This is a genomic window from Streptomyces sp. DSM 120436 (assembly GCF_055778765.1).
In genome coordinates, this window is the sequence record NZ_JBSKBS010000001.1 from 107,694 (window position 1) to 132,080 (window position 24,387).

18 protein-coding genes are annotated in these 24,387 nt (G+C 73.8%); 3 read left to right on the forward strand and 15 right to left on the reverse strand.

Going from position 1 to position 24,387, the window contains the following annotated elements:
• Positions 1-284: 284 nt before the first annotated feature.
• Positions 285-1,424 (reverse strand): molecular chaperone DnaJ, encoded by a 1,140-nt coding sequence (gene dnaJ, locus ACWH4W_RS00500; RefSeq protein WP_473073880.1) that lies wholly within the window; start codon positions 1,422-1,424, stop codon positions 285-287.
• The gene (gene hrcA / locus ACWH4W_RS00505) at positions 1,425-2,441 is read right to left on the reverse strand and encodes a heat-inducible transcriptional repressor HrcA (RefSeq protein ID WP_473073881.1); all 1,017 of its coding nucleotides are present in this window, start codon (positions 2,439-2,441) and stop codon (positions 1,425-1,427) included.
• Between the two features lie 152 nt (positions 2,442-2,593).
• Between hrcA and ACWH4W_RS00510 the strand changes: the two genes are divergently transcribed.
• Positions 2,594-3,322, forward strand: a complete 729-nt coding sequence (locus ACWH4W_RS00510; RefSeq protein ID WP_473073882.1) for an MBL fold metallo-hydrolase — start codon at positions 2,594-2,596, stop codon at positions 3,320-3,322.
• A gap of 34 nt (positions 3,323-3,356) precedes the next feature.
• Positions 3,357-4,166 (forward strand): DUF3097 domain-containing protein, encoded by an 810-nt coding sequence (locus tag ACWH4W_RS00515; RefSeq protein ID WP_473073883.1) that lies wholly within the window; start codon positions 3,357-3,359, stop codon positions 4,164-4,166.
• 147 nt (positions 4,167-4,313) lie between these two features.
• Here ACWH4W_RS00515 and hemW read toward each other — a convergent pair whose 3' ends face one another.
• The 5 genes from hemW to lepA all read right to left on the reverse strand — a co-directional run bounded on the left by hemW (position 4,314) and on the right by lepA (position 12,472).
• The gene (gene hemW, locus ACWH4W_RS00520; RefSeq protein WP_473073884.1) at positions 4,314-5,546 is read right to left on the reverse strand and encodes a radical SAM family heme chaperone HemW; all 1,233 of its coding nucleotides are present in this window, start codon (positions 5,544-5,546) and stop codon (positions 4,314-4,316) included.
• Positions 5,547-5,589: 43 nt separating this feature from the next.
• A complete protein-coding gene (locus ACWH4W_RS00525) occupies positions 5,590-7,650 on the reverse strand; it encodes a SpoIIE family protein phosphatase (protein ID WP_473073885.1) in 2,061 nt (686 codons plus the stop codon).
• 166 nt (positions 7,651-7,816) lie between these two features.
• The gene (locus ACWH4W_RS00530; protein WP_473073886.1) at positions 7,817-8,038 is read right to left on the reverse strand and encodes a hypothetical protein; all 222 of its coding nucleotides are present in this window, start codon (positions 8,036-8,038) and stop codon (positions 7,817-7,819) included.
• Between the two features lie 447 nt (positions 8,039-8,485).
• Positions 8,486-10,360, reverse strand: coding sequence for an AMP-dependent synthetase/ligase (locus tag ACWH4W_RS00535; protein ID WP_473073887.1), 1,875 nt, complete (start codon positions 10,358-10,360; stop codon positions 8,486-8,488).
• A gap of 243 nt (positions 10,361-10,603) precedes the next feature.
• Positions 10,604-12,472 carry a translation elongation factor 4 gene (lepA, locus tag ACWH4W_RS00540; protein ID WP_473073888.1) on the reverse strand — a complete coding sequence of 623 codons (1,869 nt, stop codon included), beginning with the start codon at positions 12,470-12,472 and terminating at the stop codon, positions 10,604-10,606.
• A 252-nt stretch (positions 12,473-12,724) separates the two neighbouring features.
• Here lepA and rpsT point away from each other — a divergent pair, with 252 nt between their 5' ends.
• Positions 12,725-12,991, forward strand: coding sequence for a 30S ribosomal protein S20 (rpsT, locus tag ACWH4W_RS00545; RefSeq protein ID WP_473073889.1), 267 nt, complete (start codon positions 12,725-12,727; stop codon positions 12,989-12,991).
• A 226-nt stretch (positions 12,992-13,217) separates the two neighbouring features.
• On the opposite strand, the gene holA is transcribed toward rpsT, so the two are convergent.
• From holA to leuS, 8 genes are all read right to left on the reverse strand, one after another.
• Positions 13,218-14,207 (reverse strand): DNA polymerase III subunit delta, encoded by a 990-nt coding sequence (gene holA / locus ACWH4W_RS00550; protein WP_473073890.1) that lies wholly within the window; start codon positions 14,205-14,207, stop codon positions 13,218-13,220.
• A gap of 77 nt (positions 14,208-14,284) precedes the next feature.
• Positions 14,285-14,530: a hypothetical protein gene (locus ACWH4W_RS00555; protein WP_473073891.1), complete on the reverse strand. Its 246-nt coding sequence runs from the start codon at positions 14,528-14,530 to the stop codon at positions 14,285-14,287.
• Positions 14,531-14,553: 23 nt separating this feature from the next.
• Positions 14,554-15,405 (reverse strand): arylamine N-acetyltransferase family protein, encoded by an 852-nt coding sequence (locus ACWH4W_RS00560; protein WP_473073892.1) that lies wholly within the window; start codon positions 15,403-15,405, stop codon positions 14,554-14,556.
• A 5-nt stretch (positions 15,406-15,410) separates the two neighbouring features.
• Complete coding sequence (locus ACWH4W_RS00565; protein WP_473073893.1) at positions 15,411-17,924, reverse strand: ComEC/Rec2 family competence protein; 2,514 nt, start codon at positions 17,922-17,924, stop codon at positions 15,411-15,413.
• Positions 17,921-18,616, reverse strand: a complete 696-nt coding sequence (locus tag ACWH4W_RS00570) for a ComEA family DNA-binding protein (protein WP_473073894.1) — start codon at positions 18,614-18,616, stop codon at positions 17,921-17,923. Before ACWH4W_RS00570 ends, ACWH4W_RS00565 begins: the two co-directional genes overlap by 4 nt.
• 790 nt (positions 18,617-19,406) lie before the next feature.
• Positions 19,407-20,252, reverse strand: a complete 846-nt coding sequence (locus ACWH4W_RS00575; RefSeq protein ID WP_473073895.1) for a DegV family protein — start codon at positions 20,250-20,252, stop codon at positions 19,407-19,409.
• A 92-nt stretch (positions 20,253-20,344) separates the two neighbouring features.
• Entirely contained in the window at positions 20,345-21,091 is a 747-nt protein-coding gene (locus ACWH4W_RS00580) for a hypothetical protein (protein ID WP_473073896.1), read from the reverse strand.
• A gap of 312 nt (positions 21,092-21,403) precedes the next feature.
• On the reverse strand, positions 21,404-24,274 hold the full coding sequence (gene leuS / locus ACWH4W_RS00585; protein ID WP_473073897.1) for a leucine--tRNA ligase: 2,871 nt from the start codon (positions 24,272-24,274) through the stop codon (positions 21,404-21,406).
• Positions 24,275-24,387: the final 113 nt, after the last annotated feature.

The following is a 24,387-nucleotide window of genomic DNA, read 5'->3' on the forward strand; positions in this document are numbered from 1 at the left end:
CACGACCCGACCCCGGCGCACGCACACCGGTCACCGCCCGTTGAACGCGTCCTTCAACCGCGAGAACAGCCCCTGCTGACCCGGCTGACCGTGCTTCCCCGGGGAACGACCCCCGGACCCCCGGCAGCACGACCCGACCCCGGCGCACGCACACCGGTCACCGCCCGTTGAACGCGTCCTTCAACCGCGAGAACAGCCCCTGCTGACCCGGCTGACCGTGCTTCCCCGGGGAACGACCCCCGGACCCCCGGCAGCACGACCCGACCCCGGCGCACGCACACCGGTCACCGCCCGTTGAACGCGTCCTTCAACCGCGAGAACAGCCCCTGCTGACCCGGCTGGAACTGGCCCGTGGGCCGTTCCTCGCCGCGCAGCTTGGCCAGCTCGCGGAGCAGGCGCTCCTGTTCCGGGTCCAGCTTGGTCGGGGTCTGCACCTCGACGTGGACGACGAGGTCGCCCCGGCCGCCGCCGCGCAGGTGGGTGACGCCCCGGCCGTGCAGCGGGATCGACTGGCCGGACTGGGTGCCGGGCCTGATGTCGACCTCCTCCATGCCGTCCAGCGTCTCCAGCGGCACCTTGGTGCCGAGCGCCGCCGCGGTCATCGGGATGGTGACCGTGCAGTGCAGGTCGTCGCCGCGCCGCTGGAACGTCGGGTGGGGCAGCTCGTGGATCTCCACGTACAGGTCGCCGGCGGGGCCGCCGCCGGGCCCGACCTCGCCCTCGCCGGCCAGCTGGATCCGGGTGCCGTTGTCGACGCCGGCCGGGATCTTCACCGTGAGCGTGCGGCGGGAACGCACCCGGCCGTCGCCCGCGCACTCCGGGCAGGGCGTGGGCACGACCGTGCCGAAGCCCTGGCACTGCGGGCAGGGGCGCGAGGTCATGACCTGGCCCAGGAACGACCGGGTGACCTGCGAGACCTCACCGCGGCCGCGGCACATGTCGCACGTCTGCGCGCTGGTGCCGGGCGCCGCGCCCTCACCGCTGCAGGTGGTGCAGACGATCGCCGTGTCGACCTGGATGTCCTTGGTCGTGCCGAACGCGGCCTCGTCCAGCTCGACCTCGATCCGGATCATGGCGTCCTGGCCGCGGCGGGTGCGCGAGCGCGGTCCGCGCTGCGAGGCCGTGCCGAAGAACGCGTCCATGATGTCGGAGAAGTTGCCGAAGCCCCCGGCCCCGAAGCCGCCCGCGCCGCCGGCGCCGCCGGACTGGGACAGCGGGTCGCCGCCGAGGTCGTAGACCTGCTTCTTCTGCGGGTCCGACAGCACCTCGTAGGCGGCGTTGATCTCCTTGAACCGCTCCTGGGTCTTCGGATCCGGATTGACGTCCGGATGCAGCTCGCGGGCGAGCCGCCGGAAGGCCTTCTTGATCTCTTCCTGCGACGCGTCGCGGCGTACGCCGAGTACGGCGTAGTAGTCCGTGGCCACCTATGACTCCGCCAGGATCTGTCCGACGTACCGTGCCACTGCGCGTACCGCTCCCATCGTTCCGGGGTAGTCCATGCGGGTCGGTCCGACCACGCCGAGCTTGGCGACAGCCTCGCCGCCCGAACCGTAGCCGACCGACACGACGGACGTGGAGTTGAGTCCTTCGTGGGCGTTCTCGTGACCGATCCGTACGGTCACACCCGGATCCTTCGCCTCGCCGAGCAGCTTGAGGAGCACGACCTGCTCCTCCAGCGCCTCCAGGACGGGCCGGATCGTGAGGGGGAAGTCGTGGCCGAAGCGGGTGAGGTTGGCGGTACCGCCGATCATCAGCCGCTCCTCGTTCTCCTCGACGAGCGTCTCCAGGAGAGTGGAGAGCACCGTGGAGACCGTACCGCGGTCCTCGGTCTCGAAGGCCTCCGGGAGATCCTCCACCAGACCCGGCACATCGGCGAACCGGCGGCCCGCGACCCGGCTGTTGAGCCGCGCCCGCAGGTCGGCCAGGGACGCCTCGCCGAACGGCGCCGGGCAGTCGACCATCCGCTGCTCGACCCGGCCGGTGTCGGTGATCAGCACCAGCATCAGCCGCGCCGGGGCGAGGGACAGCAGCTCCACGTGTCGCACCGTCGAGCGGGTCAGCGAGGGGTACTGCACCACGGCGACCTGCCGGGTGAGCTGCGCGAGCAGCCGCACCGTGCGGGCCACGACGTCGTCGAGGTCGACGGCGCCCTCGAGGAAGTTCTGGATGGCCCGCCGCTCGGGCGGGCTCATCGGCTTGACGCCGGCCAGCTTGTCGACGAACAGCCGGTAGCCCTTGTCGGTGGGGACGCGCCCGGCACTGGTGTGCGGCTGGGCGATGAAGCCCTCCTCCTCCAGGGCCGCCATGTCGTTGCGCACGGTGGCCGGGGAGACGCCGAGGTTGTGCCGCTCGGTGAGCGCCTTCGACCCCACGGGCTCCTCGGTGCCCACGTAGTCCTGGACGATCGCGCGCAACACCTGGAGCCTGCGTTCACTGAGCATCGCGCACACCTCCAGCTGGCTTCCGCCCGGTAACGACTCTGGCACTCTTCGCACGCGAGTGCCAGACTTCCCCGGCCCAGTGTACGGCCGGGGGGTACGCCGTCGGCAAGGCCGGTCCGCCGGGCGTCGCCGTCCCCGCTAGCGTCACGGACATGACCGTGACTTGGGAAGAGGCGGGATGGGAGCGACTGGCGCCGGGGGTCGGGCGGCGCCGGCTGCCGGGGTGGGACTGCACGGCGGGGCTCGTGACGGGCGCGGACGGCGTCCTGGCCGTCGACGCGGGCTCCTCCCTCGCCGAGGGCGCGCGGTTGCGGACCGAGGCGCGGGAGCTGACCGGCCGCCGTGTGACGCATCTCGCGCTCACCCATCCCCACTTCGACCACGTCCTCGGGGCGCCGGCGTTCGCGGGCGCGGAGGTGTACGGCGCGGTGGGTCTGGACATCGCGCTCGCCGGGCGGGGGCGCGAGGAGCTGCGCGCGGACGCGGTGCGCTGGGGTCTCGACGCGCGGGCGGCGGACGAGGCGGCGGACGCGCTGGTCCCGCCCCGGCACGCGGTGTCCGGCGCGTGGACGCTGGACCTGGGCGGCGGCCGTCAGGCGCTGCTGGCGGACGTCGGCCCGGGCCACACCGCGTACGACCTGGCGGTGCTGGTGCCCGGCGACCCGGGGGTGGTGTTCTGCGGCGACCTGGTCGAGGAGTCGGGCGAACCGCAGGCGGGCCCGGACGCCGTGCCGTCCCGCTGGCCGGCCGCGCTGGACCGGCTGCTGCGGCTGGGCGGCGAGGACGCGGTGTACGTCCCCGGCCACGGAGCGGTGGTCGACGCGGCCTTCGTACGGGCCCAACGGGACACGCTGGCGGCCCGGTTCGGCGTGTCGGACTGATCGTCTCCGGGGCGATCCTCGTATCGTCGGCGGAATGCGCCAGTACTCCGCCGATCTGACCCCTCCGTGGAAGAAGCCGCAGTCCGTGCCCGAGGTGCCGGCCGAGCCGGGCCTCGTGGTGGAGGAGCCCGGCACCGGTTTCTGCGGCGCGGTGATCCGCTGCGAGGCCGGCACGGTGACCCTGGAGGACCGCTTCGGCAAGCACCGGGTGTTCCCGCTGCGGCCGCGCGGGTTCCTGCTGGAGGGCCGCGTGGTCACGCTGGTCCGTCCCCCGTCGGGCCCCGCCCGGCCCGCCCGCACGGCGTCCGGCTCGGTCGCCGTCCCCGGCGCGCGGGCACGGGTCGCCCGCGCGGGGCGCATCTACGTGGAGGGCCGGCACGACGCCGAGCTGGTCGAGAAGGTGTGGGGCGACGACCTGCGCGTCGAGGGCGTGGTCGTGGAGTACCTGGAGGGCGTGGACGACCTGCCGGCGGTCGTCGAGGAGTTCGCGCCGGGGCCGGACGCACGGCTGGGGGTCCTGGTGGACCATCTGGTCCCGGGCTCGAAGGAGTGGCGGATCGCCCAGGAGGTGACGAGCGAGCACGCGCTGGTGGTCGGTCACCCGTACATCGACGTCTGGGAGGCCGTGAAGCCGGCGTCGGTCGGGATCGAGGCGTGGCCCCGGGTGCCGCGGGGACAGGACTGGAAGACCGGGGTGTGCCGGGCCCTGGGCTGGCGGGTGGCGAACACCGGGGAGGCGTGGCAGCGGATCCTCGGCTCGGTGCGGTCGTACAAGGACCTGGAGCCTCAGCTCCTGGGGCGGGTCGAGGAGCTCATCGACTTCGTCACGGCGCCGTCGTCCTGACCGTCTTTCTCTCGCCCCCGAAACGCCGGAGGGGCTGTCAGCAGCCCCTCCGGCGTTTGAGGACGAGGCCCGAAGGGCCGAAAGGGGGTCTGGGGCGCAGCCCCAGGGACGGGACGGGGAGGGGCGGCGGGGGTGAAGGAACTCCGGTCAGTCGACCAGATCCCGGACCACGGCGTCAGCCAGGAGGCGTCCCCGCAGGGTGAGGGCGGCCCGGCCCTCCGCGAAGGGCTCGGGACGGAGCAAGCCGTCCGACAGGGCGCGCTCAGCAGCCGCACGCCCCTCCTCACGCAGGAGATCCAACGGCACCCCGTCCCGCAGCCGGAGCTCCAGCAGGATCCGCTCGACCCGCCGGTCCTCCGGGGACAGCACCTCCCGCCCCGCCCCCGGCGACCGCCCCTCCGCCAACGCCGCCGCGTACGCGCCCGGATGCTTCACGTTCCACCAGCGCACCCCGCCCACGTGCGAGTGCGCCCCGGGTCCGGCCCCCCACCAGTCGGCCCCCCGCCAGTACAGCTCGTTGTGCAGGCAGCGCCCCGCGTCCGAGGTCGCCCAGTTCGACACCTCGTACCAGGAGAACCCCGCCTCCGACAGCCGCTCCTCGGCGATCAGGTACCGGTCCGCGTGGACGTCGTCGTCCGTCATCGGCACCTCCCCCCGCCGGATCCGGCGCGCCAGCTGCGTGCCCTCCTCGACGATCAGCGCGTACGCGGACACGTGGTCCGGCCCGGCGCCGACCGCCGCGTCCAGCGAGGCGCGCCAGTCGTCGTCCGACTCCCCCGGCGTGCCGTAGATCAGGTCGAGGTTGACGTGGTCGAACCCGGCCGCGCGGGCCTCGGCGACGCACGCCTCGGGGCGGCCGGGGGTGTGCGTGCGGTCGAGGACCTTCAGCACGTGCCGCCGGGCGCTCTGCATGCCGAAGGAGATCCGGTTGAAGCCGCCGGCCCGCAGCTCGGCCAGGTAGGCGGGGTCGACGGACTCGGGGTTCGCCTCCGTGGTCACCTCGGCGTCGGGCGCGAGCCCGAACTCCTCGCGGACGGCCGCCAGCATCCGCACCAGGTCGCCGGCGGCGAGCAGCGTGGGCGTGCCCCCGCCGACGAACACCGTGCGCACCGGCCGCGGGTCGTCGCCGAGCACCTTGCGGGCCAGCCGGACCTCGTCGACGAGCGTCTCGGCGTAGTTGTCGCGGGAGGCCAGCACGCCGCCGGTGCCGCGCAGCTCGGTCGCGGTGTAGGTGTTGAAGTCGCAGTAGCCGCAGCGGGTCGCGCAGTAGGGGACGTGCAGGTAGAACCCGAGGGGGCGGTCGGCCGCCCCGGCGAGCGCGGACGCGGGCAGCGCGCCGTCGGCGGGGACGGGCTCGCCGTCGGGGAGTGCGGAAGGCATGTGCCCCATTGTCCCGCACCCCGCCCGGTCCCCTCCCGTGCCCTCATTCCGCCTGGAGCACCAGCAGGGCGAGGTCGTCCGCCGGGGGCCGGGCCCCGAAGTCGTGCACGAGCCGGGTGATCCGTTCCGCCACCGCTGTGGCCTCCAGCCCGGCGCAGCCCGCCAGCGCCGTGGCCAGCCCGTCGCCGTCGTCGAACTGCCGCGACCCGGAGCGCCGCTCGGTGACTCCGTCGGTGACGCAGAGCAGGGTGTCGCCCGAGTACATCTCGAACGTCTCGCTGGTGTACGCGGTGTCCTCGACGACCCCGAGCAGCGTCTGCGGCTGGGCGACGGGACGGACGGCGCCCTCGGGGTCGAGCAGGAGGGGCAGGGGGTGGCCGGCGGAGGCGAGGGTGCAGCGCACGCCGCCGGGGAAGGGCATGAGCTCGCCGTAGAGGAGGGACAGGAAGCGGGTCTGGGGGCCGTCGCCGGGCGTGGTCGGGCGGGCTCCCGCGGCCACCAGGGCGCGGGCGGCGGCGTCGGCGGCCTCGGTGGCGTCGTCGAGGAGGAGCTGGTTGAGCCGGTCGAGGACGTCGGCGACGTGGTAGCCCTCGCGGGCGAGCAGCCGCAGCCAGGGCCGGACGAGACCGATGACGACGGCCGCCTCGGGACCCTTGCCCTGCACGTCGCCGACGGCGAAGCACCAGCGTCCGCGGCCGGCCGGGAAGAGGTCGTAGAAGTCACCGCTGGGGCCGCCCTTGTCGCACGGTTCGTGGACGAGGGCGCTGCGCACGCCGGGGATCTCGGCGACGGCGCCGGGCAGCAGGCCGCGCTGCAGCACGGCGCTGATGGTGGCCTGGCGGGCGTACTGCCGGGCGGCTCCGATGGCGAGCGCGACCCGCCGGCCCAGGTCCTCCACGAGGCCGGTGATCTCGTCGGGGAAGCGGTCGATGCCGCCGCGTCCGATCACCAGCGTGCCGAGCGGGCGGCCCCCGGCGACGAGCCGGTACGCGAGCGCGGTCCCGGTGCCGTCGGTCCCCGTGGGCGAATCGGTCCCCAGGGGCGAATCGGTCCCCAGGGGCGAGCCGGTCTCCAGGGGCGAGCCGGTCTCCGCGAGCCGCGGCCACGGGCAGGGCACGGGTCCGGTGCCGAGCGGGTCGTCGGACTGGGGCGGCGGGTTGTGCTCCAGCGCCCGGCTCAGTTCCTCGACGAGGTGTTCGCTGGCGTGCCAGACGCGGGCGAGGCGGCCTCCGGCGCCGGGCCGGCCGCCGTGGGCGGCGGCCTCGTCCTCCAGCCAGACCGCGCACCAGTCGGCGAGCCGCGGCACGATCAGCTGGCCGGTGAGCGAGGCGACCAGGTCCTCGTCGAGCTGTCCGGCGAGCAGGTCGGACGCCTCGGCCAGGAAGGACAGCGCGCCCCGGCCCAGCCAGGCGCCGTCGCGGCAGGGGCGGCGGGCCAGCCAGTCGTCCCCGTAGGAGGCGGCCCGCCAGGTGTCGCGGGGGGCGTCGCGCGGTACGGCCTGGCCGCGCGGGGCGAGGGGGTCGGGCGGGTCGGCGGCGAGGAGGGCGGCCGCCCGCAGGTCCCGCGCCGGGGCGCGCTCCCCGGCGTACATGGCGGGCGGGTCGGCGGGCGTCTCCTCGGGCGTCGGCAGCCGCGCCCACACGGTCTTGCTCCCGGCGCGGTAGGTGACGCCCCAGGACTCGGCGAGCGCGGCGACCATGCGCAGCCCGCGCCCGTACTCGGGGGCATGGTCGGGGGCGTCGTGCGCCGGCGCGTCCGCCGCGTCGCGCGGCGTGCGGGAGGGGTGCAGGTCGGCGACCTCCACGACGAGCGCGCCGGTGTCCTCCTCCAGTCGGCAGGTCAGCCGCACCTCGGTGCCGGCGTGCACGACCGCGTTGGTGACCAGCTCGCTGGCGACCAGGGCGGCCTCGTCGCCGACGCGGCCGGTGAGGAGGTCGGCGCCGGGCACCGGGAGCTGCGCCCACTCGGTGAGCGCCTTGCGCAGCAGCGCGCGTGCGGAGCCCGGCGCGAGGGGGCTTCCGGACAGCGTCGCCTCCACCCGCGCGCACCCCCGCACGTCGGGGGCGCACGAGGTGGTCTCCCGTTGGGTCGGAATGGCCCGCATGGGCAGCTCCCCGGGCAGTTCGTACGAAGAGAACTCGATCGCTTGCCGACAGGGTGACAGAACGGACCCGCGCATAAGCGCCGAGTCACGAAAGTGGATCGTTTGTCGGGGGAAGAGCGCTCCATGTTCGCTCAAGAACAACGACGCGACCGATCGTTTTCGGTCATCACGGAACGAGGAGGTGCGGGTCCGCGTCGGCCGGGAAGCGGGTGGCGCGGGGCGTTCCCCCTCGGTGCGCGTCGGGAGAAGCCGAGGACCGGGCGTCCGCGCGGACCGCCGGCTTCGGGCGGGTGGGTGCGCCCCTGCCGAAGCCGGGGGCGGCCAGCGCGCCCCTCTCGGCCCGCTGCCGCAGGGTGTCCGGCAGGGCAGGGCCGTCTCGGACGCTCACCGCGGTCACCGTGACGCCGCGGTCCGCGGGGCCCGGCCGGCCGCGCGGCCCGACGAGGGTGCCGCCGTCCGCGACCGCGGGGGACGACCTGACCCCGCGGCGAGCCGGCCGTCGACGCCGGGGCCGGCCCGGCCGGTCACGCCCGCCGCGTCCGTGCCGGGCGCGTACGGGGGCGGGGCGTCCCGCATTCGGGCGGCGTGGCCGCCGCGGTGCGCAGCACGACGTCGGTGGGGTTCACGGCGGCACGCACCCCGACGCGGACCTCACCGGGCCCCCGGGCGCGGGGAACTCCCCTTCCCGCGGAACGCCGGGGCCGCCGTGGGCGGGCGATCCGGTGGCCCGCACGGCGGAGGGCGACCGCGCCGGCCCGCGGCCGGCTCCCGGGGCCGGCGGCGGAACGGGCGGACGGGGCCGGCCGGGAGAGCGTGTCTCCCGGCCGGCGGGACGTCACTTCTCGAGCGCGCCCTCGTACATCTCCTCGATGAGGTGCTTGTACTCGCGCTCCACCACCGGGCGCTTGAGCTTCAGGCTCGGGGTGATCTCGCCGTGCTCCACGTCGAGGTCGCGCGGCAGGAGGCGGAACTTCTTGATGGTCTGCCAGCGCTGCAGGCCGTCGTTGAGCTGCTTGACGTAGCCGTCGACCATCTCGACGGTGGCGGGCGCCGCGACGATCTCCGCGTACGACTTGCCCTCCAGGCCGTTCTCGGCCGCCCAGGCGGTGAGGGCGGCCTCGTCGAGCGCGATGAGGGCGGTGCAGTAGTTCCGGTCGGCGCCGTGCACCAGGATGTTGGAGACGTACGGGCAGACCGCCTTGAACCGGCCCTCGACCTCGGCGGGCGCGATGTACTTGCCGCCGGAGGTCTTGATCAGGTCCTTCTTGCGGTCGGTGATGCGCAGGTAGCCGTCGGCGGACAGCTCGCCGATGTCACCGGTGTGGAACCAGCCGTCCTCCTCCAGGACCTCGGCGGTCTTGTCGGGGAGGTTGTGGTAGCCCTGCATGATGCCGGGGCCGCGCAGCAGGATCTCGCCGTCCTCGGCGATGCGGACCTCGGTGCCGGGCAGCGGCTTGCCGACGGTGCCGGTGCGGTAGGCCTCGCCGGGGTTCACGAAGGAGGCCGCGGAGGACTCGGTGAGGCCGTAGCCCTCCAGGATGTGGATGCCGGCGCCGGAGAAGAAGTAGCCGATCTCGGGCGCGAGGGCGGCGGAGCCGGAGACGCAGGCGCGCAGCCGGCCGCCGAAGGCCTCACGGATCTTGGCGTAGACGAGCTTGTCGGCGAGGGCGTGCTTGGCGCGCAGTCCGGCCGGGGCGGTCGCGGTGCCGGTGCGGCGGAAGTTGTCCTGCGTGACCTTGGCGTACTCGCGGGCGACGCCCGCCGCCCACTGGAAGATCTTGTACTTGGCGCCCCCGCCGGCCCTCGCCTTGGCGGCGACGCCGTTGTAGACCTTCTCGAAGATGCGGGGGACGGCGGCCATGTAGGTCGGCCGGACCACCGGCAGGTTCTCGATGATCTTGTCGACGCGGCCGTCGACCGCGGTGACGTGGCCGACCTCGATCTGGCCGGAGGTGAGCACCTTGCCGAAGACGTGCGCCAGCGGCAGCCACAGGTACTGCACGTCGTCGGCGTCGACCAGGCCGGTCGCGGCGATCGCCTTGGCCATGTACGACCAGTTGTCGTGCGGCAGGCGCACGCCCTTGGGGCGGCCGGTGGTGCCGGAGGTGTAGATGAGGGTGGCGAGCTGGTCCTTGGTGAGGGCCGCGACCCGCTCCTTGATCAGCTCGGGCTCCTTCCGGAGGCGGGCGGCGCCGCGCTTCTCCAGCTCGGCCAGGGTGATCACGAAGTCGTCGGTGCCGGCGCCGTCCGCGTCGATCACCACCACGCGGGTCAGCTCGGGCAGCTCGTCGCGCTTGGCGACGGCCTTGGCGGCCTGCTCGGCGTCCTCCGCGATCAGCACCCGGCTCTGCGAGTCGGACAGGATGTACGCGGACTCGTCGGCGTTGGTCTGCGGGTAGACGGTGGTGGTGGCGGCGCCGGCGCAGAGGATGCCGAGGTCGGCGAGGATCCACTCGACCCGGGTGGCGGAGGCGAGGGCGACCCGCTCCTCCGGCCGCACGCCCAGCTCGATCAGGCCGGCCGCGATCGCGTGCACCCGCTCGGCGGCCTCGGCCCAGGTGAGCGACTTCCAGCCGTCCGGGCCCTCGCCGGAGGCCGGCGGGACCGGGTAGCGGTAGGCCTCGGCGTCCGGTGTGGCCGCCACACGCTCCAGGAAGAGGGTCGCCACGCTCGGCGGACGGTTCTCGATCAGTGCCTGTGTGTTGCTCACGACATCCTCCGGGGCCCGCGACGGTGCGGCTGGCTCAGTGCGGCTGGGTTTCCTCGCGACGTTGTTTAACTCACGAGTAACTATCGAGCACGGACAGAGTAAAGGCCGACCGGCCACCGCGTAAGGGGTCACGGCCGGTGACTTCGTACAGACACCCACGTGAGGGACGTGCGGGGCCCGCCGCACGCACGTGCGGCGGGCCCCGATTCGCCCGGTTCGCGGAGTGACCCCCGGTAACCGGCGTTACTTCTTGGCCTTGCCCGACCCCGCGCTCTCGTCGCTGGAGAGGACCGCGATGAAGGCCTCCTGCGGGACCTCCACGGACCCCACCATCTTCATCCGCTTCTTGCCCTCCTTCTGCTTCTCCAGCAGCTTCCGCTTGCGGGAGATGTCACCGCCGTAGCACTTGGCGAGGACGTCCTTGCGGATGGCGCGGATGGTCTCGCGGGCGATGACCCGCGAACCGATGGCCGCCTGCACCGGCACCTCGAACGCCTGCCGCGGGATCAGCTCCTTCAGCTTGGCGACGAGCCGCACGCCGTACGCGTACGCCTGGTCCTTGTGGGTGATCGCGGAGAACGCGTCCACCTTGTCGCCGTGCAGCAGGATGTCCACCTTGACCAGGCTGGAGGTCTGCTCGCCGGTGGGCTCGTAGTCGAGGGAGGCGTAGCCGCGGGTCTTGGACTTCAGCTGGTCGAAGAAGTCGAAGACGATCTCGGCGAGCGGCAGGGTGTAGCGGATCTCCACCCGGTCCTCGGAGAGGTAGTCCATGCCGAGCATGACGCCGCGCCGGTTCTGGCACAGCTCCATGATCGAGCCGATGAACTCGCTGGGCGCGAGGATCGTGGCCCGCACGACCGGCTCGTAGACCTCGTGGATCTTCCCCTCGGGGAACTCGCTGGGGTTGGTGACGGTGTGCTCGGTGCCGTCCTCCATGACCACGCGGTAGACCACGTTCGGCGCGGTGGCGATCAGGTCGAGCCCGAACTCGCGCTCCAGCCGCTCGCGGATCACGTCCAGGTGCAGCAGGCCGAGGAAGCCGACGCGGAAGCCGAAGCCGAGGGCGGCGGAGGTCTCCGGCTCGTAGACCAGGGCGGCGTCGTTGAGCTGGAGCTTGTCGAGGGCCTCGCGCAGCTCCGGGTAGTCCGAACCGTCCAGCGGGTACAGCCCCGAGAACACCATGGGCTTGGGGTCCTTGTAGCCGCCGAGGGCCTCCTCGGCTCCCTTGTGCTGGCTGGTGACGGTGTCGCCGACCTTCGACTGGCGGACGTCCTTCACACCCGTGATCAGGTAACCGACCTCGCCGACGCCGAGGCCGTCCGCGGACAGCATCTCCGGCGAGTTGGTGCCGATCTCCAGCAGTTCGTGGGTGGCGCCGGTCGACATCATCCGGATGCGCTCACGCTTGTTGAGCTGTCCGTCGATGACCCGGACGTACGTCACGACGCCGCGGTAGGAGTCGTAGACCGAGTCGAAGATCATCGCGCGGGCGGGGGCGTCCACGACGCCGACCGGGGCCGGGATGTCGGCGACCACGCGGTCCAGCAGCGCCTCGACGCCCAGACCGGTCTTCGCGGACACCTTCAGCACGTCGTCGGGGTCGCAGCCGACCAGGTTCGCCAACTCCTCGGCGAACTTCTCCGGCTGCGCGGCCGGCAGGTCGATCTTGTTCAGCACCGGGATGATCTGGAGGTCGTTCTCCATCGCCAGGTAGAGGTTGGCGAGGGTCTGCGCCTCGATGCCCTGGGCGGCGTCGACCAGGAGGATGGTCCCCTCGCACGCGGCGAGCGACCGGGAGACCTCGTACGTGAAGTCGACGTGACCCGGGGTGTCGATCATGTTGAGGATGTGCGTCTTGCTCTTGTCGTGGGTCGGGGCCCACGGCAGGCGCACCGCCTGGGACTTGATCGTGATGCCGCGCTCGCGCTCGATGTCCATGCGGTCGAGGTACTGAGCGCGCATCTGCCGCTGCTCGACCACTCCGGTCAGCTGGAGCATCCGGTCGGCGAGCGTGGACTTGCCGTGGTCGATGTGCGCGATGATGCAGAAATTGCGGATCAGCGCCGGGTCGGTACGGCTCGGCTCGGGCACATGGCTGGGGATCGCGGGCACGCAGGGTCCTGATTCTTGAGGCGTCCGCATACGTGTGCTTGTCCGTCTGCGGTCTCGGGTCGGATCGATACGTAGCTTCCATGGTCCCACGGGTGGCGACCGGGGACGGGTTTGGGCCGCGGAATGGCCCGCTGGTAGTGTGGGGGGCTGTGTCTCATGCCCTCTCAGCGCGAGGCACACCCCAAGAAATCACCCGGTGCGGAACCGTGCGCCCGCGTACGGCCCCGTGCCAGAACCTGTAGAGGCTCCTTCGTGGCGAACATCAAGTCCCAGATCAAGCGGAACAAGACCAACGAGAAGGCCCGGCTGCGCAACAAGGCCGTCAAGTCCTCTCTGAAGACCGCGATCCGCAAGGCCCGCGAGGCCGCCGCCGCGGGTGACGTCGAGAAGGCCGCCGAGTACCAGCGCGCCGCCGCGCGCCAGCTCGACAAGGCCGTCTCGAAGGGCGTCATCCACAAGAACCAGGCCGCCAACAAGAAGTCGGCGCTGGCTCGCAAGGTCGCGTCCGTCAAGGGCTGAACCACCCTGATCTGACCGCCGGCGGGACCCGGGCGGGCCCTCTCTCATCCGCCCCCGGCCGGCACCCCCGAGCCCGTACGCGGCCTGCGTTCGCCACGCGGGTACGGGCTCGACAGCTTCATCCGAAGGCCTCGTCCCCCACCCTTCCCCAGGGCGGGGGACGGGGCCTTCGGCCTGCGGGCGGGACGCGCGAGGCGGGGCGGCCGTACGGCGACCGCTCCCGGTGCTACGCCCGGCCCCGGGAGCGGGCCGCGCGGGCGACGGTGACGACGGCCTTCTCCAGGGCGTACTCGGGGTCGTCCCCGCCGCCCTTGACGCCCGCGTCCGCCTCGGCGACGGCGCGCAGCGCCACGGCCACGCCGTCCGGGGTCCAGCCGCGCATCTGCTGCCGCACCCGGTCGATCTTCCAGGGCGGCATGCCCAGCTCGCGCGCCAGGTCGGCGGGCCGGCCGCCGCGCGCCGAGGACAGCTTGCCGATGGCCCGCACGCCCTGCGCCAGCGCACTGGTGATCAGCACCGGGGCCACCCCGGTCGACAGCGACCAGCGCAGCGCCTCCAGGGCCTCCGCCGTCCGTCCCTCGACCGCCCGGTCGGCGACCGTGAAGCTCGACGCCTCGGCCCGCCCGGTGTAGTAGCGGCCGACGACGGCCTCGTCGATCGTGCCCTCGACGTCCGCGACGAGCTGCGTCACCGCGGAGGCCAGCTCGCGCAGGTCGCTGCCGATGGCGTCGACGAGGGCCTGGCACGCCTCGGGCGTGGCCGACCGCCCGGCCGTCCGGAACTCGCCGCGCACGAACGCCAGCCGGTCCGCCGGCTTGGTCATCTTCGGGCAGGCCACCTCCCGCGCGCCCGCCTTACGGGCCGCGTCCAGCAGGCCCTTGCCCTTCGCGCCGCCCGCGTGCAGCAGCACGAGGGTGATCTCCTCGGCGGGCGAGGACAGGTACGCCTTGACGTCCTTGACCGTGTCGGCCGACAGGTCCTGCGCGTCGCGCACGACCACGACCTTGCGCTCGGCGAACAGCGAGGGGCTGACCAGCTCGGCGAGGGTGCCCGGCTGGAGCTGGTCCGGGGTCAGGTCGCGGACGTCCGTGTCGGCGTCGGCGGCCTTCGCCGCGGTCACCACCTCCCGCACGGCGCGGTCGAGCAGCAGCTCCTCCTGGCCCACGGCGAGCGTCACGGGGGCGAGGGGGTCGTCGGATGCGTTCTTCCTGGCCATCGCCGACAAGCATCCCACGGGCCACCGACACCGCTGCCCGGCCGGCCGCAGCCGTCCCGGCCGGGCGGCAGCGGCGGCTACGGCTCCTCGCGCCAGCCGTCCCAGCGGCCGGCGAACTCGTCCAGCTCGCCGGCGTCCAGCCGCCCCGCCTCGTCCCGCAGGACGACGAGCCACTGCGCGTCCTCCGCGTCGTCCTCGCCCGCGAGGGCGTCCCGTACGAGCTGCGGCTCCTCGTCGACGCCGAAGCGCTCCTCCAGCGCCTCGGCCACCTCCTCGGCCGCGTCCCGGTCGGGCAGCACCAGCACATGTCGCACATCACTCACACGGGACATTGTCCGGTACGGGCTCAGCCGTCCGTCCCGCCGCCCCGCACGACCGGCACCGCGTCCAGCGTGATCCCGAACTCGTCCCGGTAGACCGTCAGCACCTCCGCGTCCGGCCCGGTCCCGCGCTCCTGCCGCGTCCCGTCCGGCGCCGTGCGGGTCAGCCGGCGGCCGCTGAGCGTGATCCGGCCGCCGTCCTCGGTGACCCGCGAGCACACCAGCGACCGGGGGAAGTGGGAGTGGGGCGAGGTGCTGTGCCACCACGCGCCGGCCCTGAAGTCGGCGAGCACCCTGGGCCGTGTCTCCAGCCGGTACACGGGCCGCCCGTCGCGCAGCACGTCCAGGTCCGCCGCCCCGGCCGCCGCGTGCCCGCCGCGCACCCCGGCCGCGGCAGCGTCCGCCTCCGCGACCCGGAACACGCCCGCCGGGTCCCGCTGCTCCCCCCGCTCCCCGAAAGCGAGCGGCAGATGGAAGTGCGAGCCGAACCCGACGTCCGCCAGCCAGTCACCGCCGTCCTCCGCCCGCACCCGCAGCGCGAGATGGTCGTACGGGATGCCCAGCCGGCCGCCGGCCGCGTGGACGCGTGCGGCGAGCAGGGCGACGTCGTAACCGAGCGCGGTGAGCAACGCGCCGAAAGCGCCGTTGAGCTCGTAGCAGAACCCGCCGCGCCGGGCCCCCACCACCTTGTCCAGCAGCCGCTTCTCGTCCAGCACGATCTCCTCGCCGAGATGCACGGACAGGTTCTCGAACGGCACGGTCCGCAGATGGCGCAGATGCAGCTCCCTCAGCGCGTCCGTGGTGGGCCGGGCGGGCCGTTCCACCCCCAGGCGGCGCAGATAGGCGTCGGTGGTCGCGGTGTCGATCCCCTCGCTCATGCCTCTCAGTGTCGTGCCACCGCAGGCCCCCCGCCCTCGTCCGTACCGGAGAGCACAGCCAGCGCCCCGCCCCGGTCGGTGCGCAGCACGGCCGCTCCCTGGGCCCGCAGCCCGTCGACCGTCCCCGGAGCAGGGTGGCCGTAGGAGTTGTCCGCACCGGCGCTGATCAGCGCCAGCCGTGGTGCGGCCAGGCGTGCGAGGCCCGGATCCTGGTACGCCGAGCCGTGGTGGGCGACCTTGAGGACGTCGACGGCCGCCAGGTCCCGCGCCGCCGGTGACCGGGCCAGGGCACGCTGGGCCGGGGGCTCCAGGTCGCCGAGGAGCAGCAGGCGCAGGCCCCCCGTGCGGACCAGCAGGGCCACACTGGCGTCGTTCGGCCCCTCCACCGCCGGGTGACCGTCCGGTGGCGGCCAGACCACGTCCCAGGACAGCCCACCGGTCCGCCGCCGCTCGCCGGCGACGACCCGCGTCACGGGGACGCCCGCGGCGGCCGCGGCTCTCCGGACGGCCGCCGCCTGGTCGGCCGGTTCCTCCAGGCCCGTGGTCCCGATGCCGCCCACCTCGCGTCCGCGCAGCACACCGGTCAGCCCGGCCACGTGGTCGGCGTGGAAGTGGGTCAGGACGACGAGCGGGACACGGGTGACGCCGAGGGAGCGCAGACAGTGGTCGACGAGCTCGGGGTCGGGTCCCGCGTCCACGACCACCCCGGCGCCCTCCCCCGCCGCCAGCACCAGCGCGTCGCCCTGTCCCACGTCGCACATCACCATCCGCCAGTCCGGCGGCGGCCAGCCCGTGAGCGTGCGCACCAGGGGCCGCGGCTGCACCACCACCAGCGCCAGCAGCAGCGCGCACGCGGCGCACCACCAGGGGTGCCGCAGCAGCCGGCGCCCCACGAGCAGCACGGCCAGGGTGACCGCGCCGAGCGCCGCCGCCCCCGCCCAGCTTCCCGGCCAGTCCACCCCGGCGCCCGGCATCGCCGCCCCGGTCCGGGCGACCCGCGCGATCCACCCCGCGGGCCAGCCCGCGCACCACGCCACCGCCTCCGCCAGCGGCATCGCGACCGGCGCGGTGGCCAGGGCGAGGAAGCCGAGCACGGTGGCCGGGGCGAGCGCGGCCTCGGCGAGCAGGTTGCACGGGATCGCCACCAGGCTCACCCGGGCCGACAGCACGGCGACCACCGGAGCGCAGAGTGCCTGGGCGGCGCCGGCGGCGGCCAGCGCCTCCGCGACGCGGGGCGGCACCCCGTGGCGGCGCAGGGCCGCGCTCCAGCGAGGGGCGAGGGTGAGCAGCGCGCCGGTCGCCAGTACGGAGAGCAGGAAACCGTAGGTGCGGGCCAGCCACGGGTCGTACAGCACCAGCAGCAGGACGGCCGTCGCCAGGGCCGGGACGAGGGATCGGCGGCGGCCGGTGGCGAGCGCGAGCAGCGCCACGGATCCGCAGGCGGCGGCGCGCAGCACGCTGGGGTCGGGCCGGCACACCACGACGAACGCGAGGGACAGCACCGCGCCCAGCACCGCCGTGGTCCGCAGCGAGATGCCGAGGCGGGGCGCGAGCCCGCGTCTCTCGGCCCGCTGCGCCAGCCCCGGCGGGCCGAGGAGCAGGGCGAGCAGGATGGTGAAGTTGGCCCCGGACACGGCGAGGGTGTGCGTGAGGTCGGTCTCCCGGAACGCCTCGTCCAGCTCCGGCGTCACCCGCGCGGTGTCCCCGACGACCAGTCCCGGGAGCAGCGCCCGCGCGTCCTCCGGCAGGTCCTCGGTCGCCTCGCGCAGTCCGGCGCGCAGCCGTCCCGCCAGACGCTGCGGGGCCGACGGCCCGTCCGCGATGCGGGGACCGTCCTCGCCCCGCACCCGCAGCACCGCCGCGAACCGGTCGCCGCCCTCCCGCGCCGGCGCGAGCCCCGCCTCGACCCGCAGCCGGGTGGAGGGCAGCAGGGACAGCCAGGGCGAGTGCCGGTGGCCGGCGGCGGGGACGGCCGGTTTCCGGTCACCGGCGTCGACGATCAGCAGAACCGGTGCCCGGGTTGTGCGTGCGGCCCCGCCGGCCCGTGCCACGCGCCGGACGTCGGCCTCGATCAGCACGGACACCGGGGCCACGCGGTTGCCGCTGACCCGGGGCCGGGTGAGCCGTGGATCGGCGGTGACCTCCACCTCCGCGACGACTCGGGCGTACTCCCTGGCCAGTCCGGGGACGGGACCGCGCCGGACGTCCGCGCCGTGCAGGCCCGCCGAACCGGCGGCGGCCGCGACGCACAGCAGGGTGGCCGCGACCGCGTGGGCGGTGACGCGTGCCCGCTCCGTCAGGCGCCTGCACGCCGGGAGGAGGACGGCGGCGGCCACGACCGAGGCGACCACGGTGACCGTGGCCCAGCCGGGCGGGGCGTGCAGCATCACCGCCGCCGTGGCCCAGGCGGCGAGGGCGGGCGGGACCAGCCGGAGGTCGGTCGGCCCCTCCTGCCGCGGACGGGAGACGTCCGGGCGGGCGCCCGAGTCCTCGTGGACGACGGGGGTGCGGGTGCTCATGGCCGTACGAGGTCGCGCAGGTCGGCGAAGCGGCGGTCGCCGATGCCGTTGACCTCCCTCAGCTCGTCCACCGAGCGGAAACCGCCGTTGCGGGTGCGGTAGTCGACGATGTGCTGGGCGAGGACCGGGCCGACGCCGGGAAGGGTGTCGAGCTGGTCGACGGTGGCGGTGTTGAGGGAGACGGGTGCCGGGGGGCCGGCCGCCGTTCCGGTACCCGCCGGGGCCGCGGGGGCCGCCGCTCCGGCCGGTGCCGGGCCGCCGACCACCACCTGCTCGCCGTCGACCAGGAAACGGGCGCGGTTGAGGCCGCCCGTCCTCGTGCCGGGCCGCACCCCGCCGGCCGCCTTCAGCGCGTCCTCGACCCGTGAGCCGGCGGGCAGGCGGTGGACGCCCGGGTCCCGCACCTTGCCGCTGACGTCCACCACGATCTCGGGAGCCGCCGTGCCGCCCGCCTGCGCCCAGGAACCGGGAGCACGGGGAGCGCCCGACGGGCTCGCCGCGCCTCCCGTGTCCTCCTGCGCTGCCGGAGCCGCCCGCACCACCTCCGGTGCCCGTACCGGCTGGGTGCGCCCGGTCCAGAAGTGCTGCACGGCGAACACCAGGGCGAGGACGAGCAGCGCCGAGAGCGCCACCACGCTCCGCCGCTCCAGCCCGCACCGGGCCTGCACCCACAGCGGCAGCCGCTCCCGCAACGCGGGTCCCCACCGCCCTGGCGGAGGTCCTGACGGCGGTCCCGGCTCGGGCACCCCGTCGGACGCCTCCCGGGCCAGGGTGTCCGGACGGCCGCCGACGTCGCCCGGCTCGCGGCAGGGGCGCGGGGCGGGCAGACGCACAGGGTGGGTGGCCGGCTCACCACCCCCCGGCCCGACACCGAGGAACCGCCCCGGACGAGCCGCGTGCGCACCGTTCCGCCCGGCTGCCGGACGCCTCCCCACGCCGTCGGGGAGGCACCGCAGCACGAGCGTCCGGTCGTCCGTCGCCGCCGCGCGCCTCGCACCCGCCCGAGGCGTCGTCAGCAGCGCGTGTCCCGCCGCCCCCTGACGGTCCACCACCACGACTCGGCGCGGCTGCAGTGAAGGCGCCAGAGCCCTCACGCCCGCCGACGCGCCGCTCTCCCCCGCCCGTGCCCAGCTCGGCGCCCTCCGTGCCGGGCGCCCTCCGCGGACCACGGGCTCCCCGCCGAACAACGTCTCCGCACGGCGCCGGATCTCCTCGCCCGGAGCCGGACGATCGCCGTCACGGGACCACGCGCGAGCCCGGTTCGGACGGCGGTGACGGTTGCGCGAGGTGCGGCCGTCGGACAGGGGGCCACGGCCCGGACCGCTGGTCGGAACAACCGTACGTGTGTGAGATCGAAGTGTCATGCGACGAGGGTCGGACACAACCGCCCCATCGCGACGATCTTGCTCAGAACCCGTGGACGGACGCCCGGTTGTGGACAACTCCGTCACCCGATCGAAGGAACGGACTCCGGCTCCCGCCTCACCGGGCCGAAACCACCACCCCCAGCAACCCCGGTCCCGTGTGCGCCCCGATCACCGCGCCCACCTCACTGACATGCAGCTCGGACAGTGCCGGCAGCCGGGCGCGGAGCCGGTCGGCCAGCGCCGAAGCCCGCTCCGGCGCGGCGAGATGGTGGACGGCGACGTCCACCTCCGCGCTCCCCGCCCGGTCAGCGGCGATCTCCTCCAGGCGGGCGATCGCCTTCGACGCCGTCCGCACCTTCTCCAGCGGTTCGATACGTCCGCCCGCCAGCTGCAGCAGCGGCTTCACCGCGAGGGCGGAGCCCAGCAGCGCCTGGGCCGCGCCGATCCGGCCGCCCCGGCGCAGATAGTCGAGCGTGTCGACGTAGAAGTAGGCCGACGTGGCCGCCGCCCGTTTCTCCGCCGCGGTGACCGCCTCGTCCACGGTGCCGCCCGCCTCCGCGGTCTCGGCGGCCGCCACCGCGCAGAAGCCGAGGGCCATCGCGATCATGCCGGTGTCCACCACGCGCACCGGCACCGGGGCCTCGCGGGCCGCGAGGACCGCCGCGTCGTGGGTGCCGGACAGCTCGGCGGAGAGATGGAGCGAGACGATGCCGGTCACGCCGGACGCGGCGACCCTGCGGTAGGTCTCCGCGAAGACCTCGGGGCTGGGCCGGGACGTCGTGACGGAACGCCGCTTCTGCAAAGCCTGGGCGAGGGAGCGGGTGGAGATCTCGGTGCCCTCCTCGAGGGCGCGGTCCCCCAGCACCACGGTCAGCGGGACCGCCGTGATGCCGTGCCGCTCCATCGTCCGGGCCGGAAGGTAGGCCGTTGAATCGGTGACGATCGCGACATGGCGGGACATGAGCTGGAGGTTACCTGCCGTGGTGGCCGTGCGGCAGCCCGGACCGTGGGGCGTCGTCCACCGTGGTGTGATCAGCGCTGCTCAGGCGGCCGTCACGTGGTGCTTTCGGGGCGCGGCTTCTTCTGCCAGGGGTAGGTGGGGTGCGGGGTGGCCGGGGCGATGGCGGGCCGCTCCTGGTCCTCGTCCCGCTGCGGCTCCGTCTCCTGGCGCGCGGTGTCCGGCCAGGTCTGCCCCGAGGCGTCGGCGGCCGGCGCCTCGGGCCAGCGCGGGGGCGCGGGTGTGGCCGGCTGGTCCGTGGTGGTCCAGTGCCGCAGGGCGCCGGCCTCCACGTCGATCTGCGTGCTCAGCGAGTCGAGGTCGTCGTCCGCGAAGCGGCGGGCGCGGTCGCGGGTGGCCCAGCGCAGGGAGTCCGCGGAGCTGGTGATGCGTTCGGTGCGCTCGCGCAGGTCGGGCAGGCGCGCGGACAGCGTCGCGCGGTCCGGCTCGCCCTCCAGGCGGCGCAGCTCGGCGTCCAGCTCGTGGCCGTGCGCGCTGAGGCGCTGGAAGAGGGCGAGGGACTCCTTCACCGAGCCGTCCTCGGCGGCGACCGCCTCCAGGGCGTCCTGCGTGGCGCGCATCGAGGTGCGCAGCTTCAGCCGGAGCTGGGCGATCTCACCGGCCGGGCCGGACTGCGCGAACGCCTTGGCGCGCAGGGTGTGGTCCTCGACCGTGCGGCGGGCCTGGTGGATGTGGCGGTCCGCGCTGCGCTTGGCGGCGCCGACGACCTTCACCGTGGCGTAGACGCCCAGCGCCACGAAGAGCACAAAAAGCAGGGCGATCACTGCGAACACCGCTTCCACGAGGCTCCTCCTCCGGGCACGTCCGGCCTGTCCGGCACACGTCGTGCCGCTCTTCCACGGTAAACGCTACGGGCAGGCCCGGAGTTCCGGCGGAACCCCGAACCTGCCCGCACACAACGCGACGGCTCCCCGTAGGGGTCGGTCGACGGCACGACCCCCACCCGTGAGGACCGACCGGGCCCGTCGGGCCAATTCAGGCCGATTCAGCCCGTTTCGACCCCTGTCCAGCCCTGTCCAGCCCTATTCAGGCCTACTCAGGCCGCGCGGACCAGCTCAGGCCGCTCAGACCAACCCAGACCGGTCCGAGCCGGTTCAGGCCGGAACGATGTTCACCAGCTTCGGCGCCCGCACGATCACCTTGCGGATCCCGGCGCCGTCCAGCGCCGTGACCACCCGCTCGTCGGCCAGCGCCGCCTTCTCCAGCTCCTCGTCGGAGATGCCCGGGGACACCTCCAGCCGCGCCTTCACCTTGCCCTTGATCTGCACCACGCAGGTGACGGTCTCGTCGACCACGTACGCCGGGTTGGCCACCGGGAAGTCCCGGTGCACCACGGAGTCGGTGTGGCCCAGCTTGCGCCACAGCTCCTCGGCGATGTGCGGGGCCAGCGGCGCGATCAGCAGCACCAGCGACTCCGCGACCGGGCGCGGCAGCGGGCCCCCGCGCTTGGTCAGGTGGTTGTTCAGCTCCGTGATCTTGGCGATGGCGGTGTTGAAGCGCATGCCCTCCAGGTCGCCGCGGACGCCGTCGACGGCCTTGTGCAGGGCGCGCAGGGTGGCCTCGTCGATGTCGTCGGTGTCGGCGACGGTCACCTCGCCGGTCGCCTCGTCGACGATGTTGCGCCACAGCCGCTGCAGCAGGCGGAACTGGCCGACGACCGCGCGGGTGTCCCAGGGGCGGGACACGTCCAGCGGGCCCATGGCCATCTCGTACAGGCGCAGCGTGTCGGCGCCGTACTCGGCGCAGATCTCGTCCGGGGTGACCGCGTTCTTCAGGGACTTGCCCATCTTGCCCAGCAGGCGGGTGACGCGCTCGCCCTGGTACCAGTAGCCGCCGTCGCGCTCCTCCACCTCGGCGGCCGGCACGGCGATGCCCCGGCTGTCGCGGTAGACGTAGGCCTGGATCATGCCCTGGTTGAACAGCTTGTGGAACGGCTCCGCCGAGGAGACGTACCCCAGGTCGTACAGCACCTTGGACCAGAAGCGGGCGTACAGCAGGTGCAGCACGGCGTGTTCGGCGCCGCCGACGTACAGGTCGACGCCGCCGTGCGGCATGCCCTCGCGCGGGCCCATCCAGTACCGCTCGATCCCGGGGTCGACCAGCTTCTCGGAGTTGTCCGGATCCAGGTAGCGCAGCTCGTACCAGCAGGAACCGGCCCAGTTGGGCATGGTGTTGGTCTCGCGCCGGTACTTCTTCGGCCCGTCGCCCAGGTCCAGGGTGACGTTCACCCACTCCTCGTTGCGCGACAGCGGCGTCTCGGGCTGGGTGTCGGCGTCGTCCGGGTCGAAGGTGCGCGGGCTGTAGTCCTCGACCTCGGGCAGCTCCAGCGGCAGCATCGACTCGGGCAGCGCGTGGGCGATGCCGTCCTCGTCGTAGACGATCGGGAAGGGCTCGCCCCAGTAGCGCTGACGGCTGAACAGCCAGTCGCGCAGGCGGAAGTTGACGGTGCCCTCGCCGTGCCCCTCGCGCTCCAGCCACTCGGTGATGCGCGCCTTGGCCTCGGCGACGCCCAGGCCGTCCAGGCAGACGTGCTCGCCGGCGGAGTTGACGATCTTCGCGTCGTGGGAGACGAAGGCGTCGTCCCAGGTCGACGGGTCGGTGCCGCGGCCGTCGGTCGGCTCGACCACGCAGACGACGGGCAGTTCGAAGGCGCGGGCGAACGCGAAGTCGCGGGAGTCGTGGCCGGGGACGGCCATGATCGCGCCGGTGCCGTAGCCCATCAGGACGTAGTCGGCGATGAAGACGGGCACCTTCTGCCCGTTGACCGGGTTGGTCGCGTACGCGCCGGTGAAGACGCCGGTCTTGTCCTTGGCCTCGGCCTGCCGCTCGACGTCGGACTTCGAGGCGGCCTGGGCGCGGTAGGCGGCGACGGCCTCGGCGGGCGTCGCGTGACCGCCGGTCCACACCTCGTGGGTGCCCTCGGGCCAGGCGTCCGGGGTGAACTTCTCGACCAGCGGGTGCTCGGGCGCCAGCACCATGTAGGTGGCGCCGAACAGCGTGTCGGGGCGGGTCGTGAAGACGGTGACGGCCTCGCCGTCGATGGGGAAGTCGACGCGGGCGCCCTCGGAGCGGCCGATCCAGTTGCGCTGCTGCAGCTTGATCGCCTCGGGCCAGTCCAGGGCGTCCAGGTCGTCCAGCAGGCGGTCGGCGTAGGCCGTGATGCGCATGTTCCACTGGCGCAGCTTGGCCTTGAAGACGGGGAAGTTGCCGCGCTCGGAGCGGCCGTCGGCGGTGACCTCCTCGTTGGCCAGCACGGTGCCCAGCCCCGGGCACCAGTTGACGGGCGCGTCGGAGGCGTAGGCCAGGCGGAACTCGCCCAGGACGTCGGCGCGCTCGGCCTCGGTCAGCTCGCTCCACGGGCGCGTGTGGCCGGGGACCGGACGCTCACCGGACTCGAACTGCGCGACCAGCTCGGAGATCGGGCGGGCCTTCTTGGCGTCCTGGTCGTACCAGGAGTTGAAGATCTGCAGGAAGATCCACTGGGTCCACTTGTAGTAGTCCGGGTCGATCGTGGCGAACGACCGGCGCTTGTCGTGGCCCAGGCCCAGCCGGCGCAGCTGGCTCTGCATGTTCTTGATGTTGGCCTCGGTGGACACGCGCGGGTGCGTGCCGGTCTGCACCGCGTACTGCTCGGCGGGCAGGCCGAAGGCGTCGAAGCCCAGGGTGTGCAGGACGTTGTGCCCGGTCATGCGCTGGAAGCGGGCGTAGACGTCGGTGGCGATGTAACCCAGCGGGTGTCCGACGTGCAGGCCCGCGCCCGAGGGGTACGGGAACATGTCCATGATGAACTTCTTGGGCCGCGCGACCAGCTCCGGGTCGCCCGCCAGGTCACCCTTCGGGTTCGGCGCCGCGTACGTGCCCTCGGCGTCCCAGAAGTCCTGCCAGCGTGCCTCGATCTCGGCGGCCAGGGCGGCCGTGTAGCGGTGCGGCGCGGCCTCCGCGGCTGCGGGGTTCGTCTCGCTCATGATCCTCAAAGCTCCATCGATCGTCTCTGCCTGCTGCTGCGACTTCCTGGAAATGAAAAAACCCCTCGCACAGGAGGGGACGCCGCGCCGATTCCGGCCTGCCGGAACTCCGG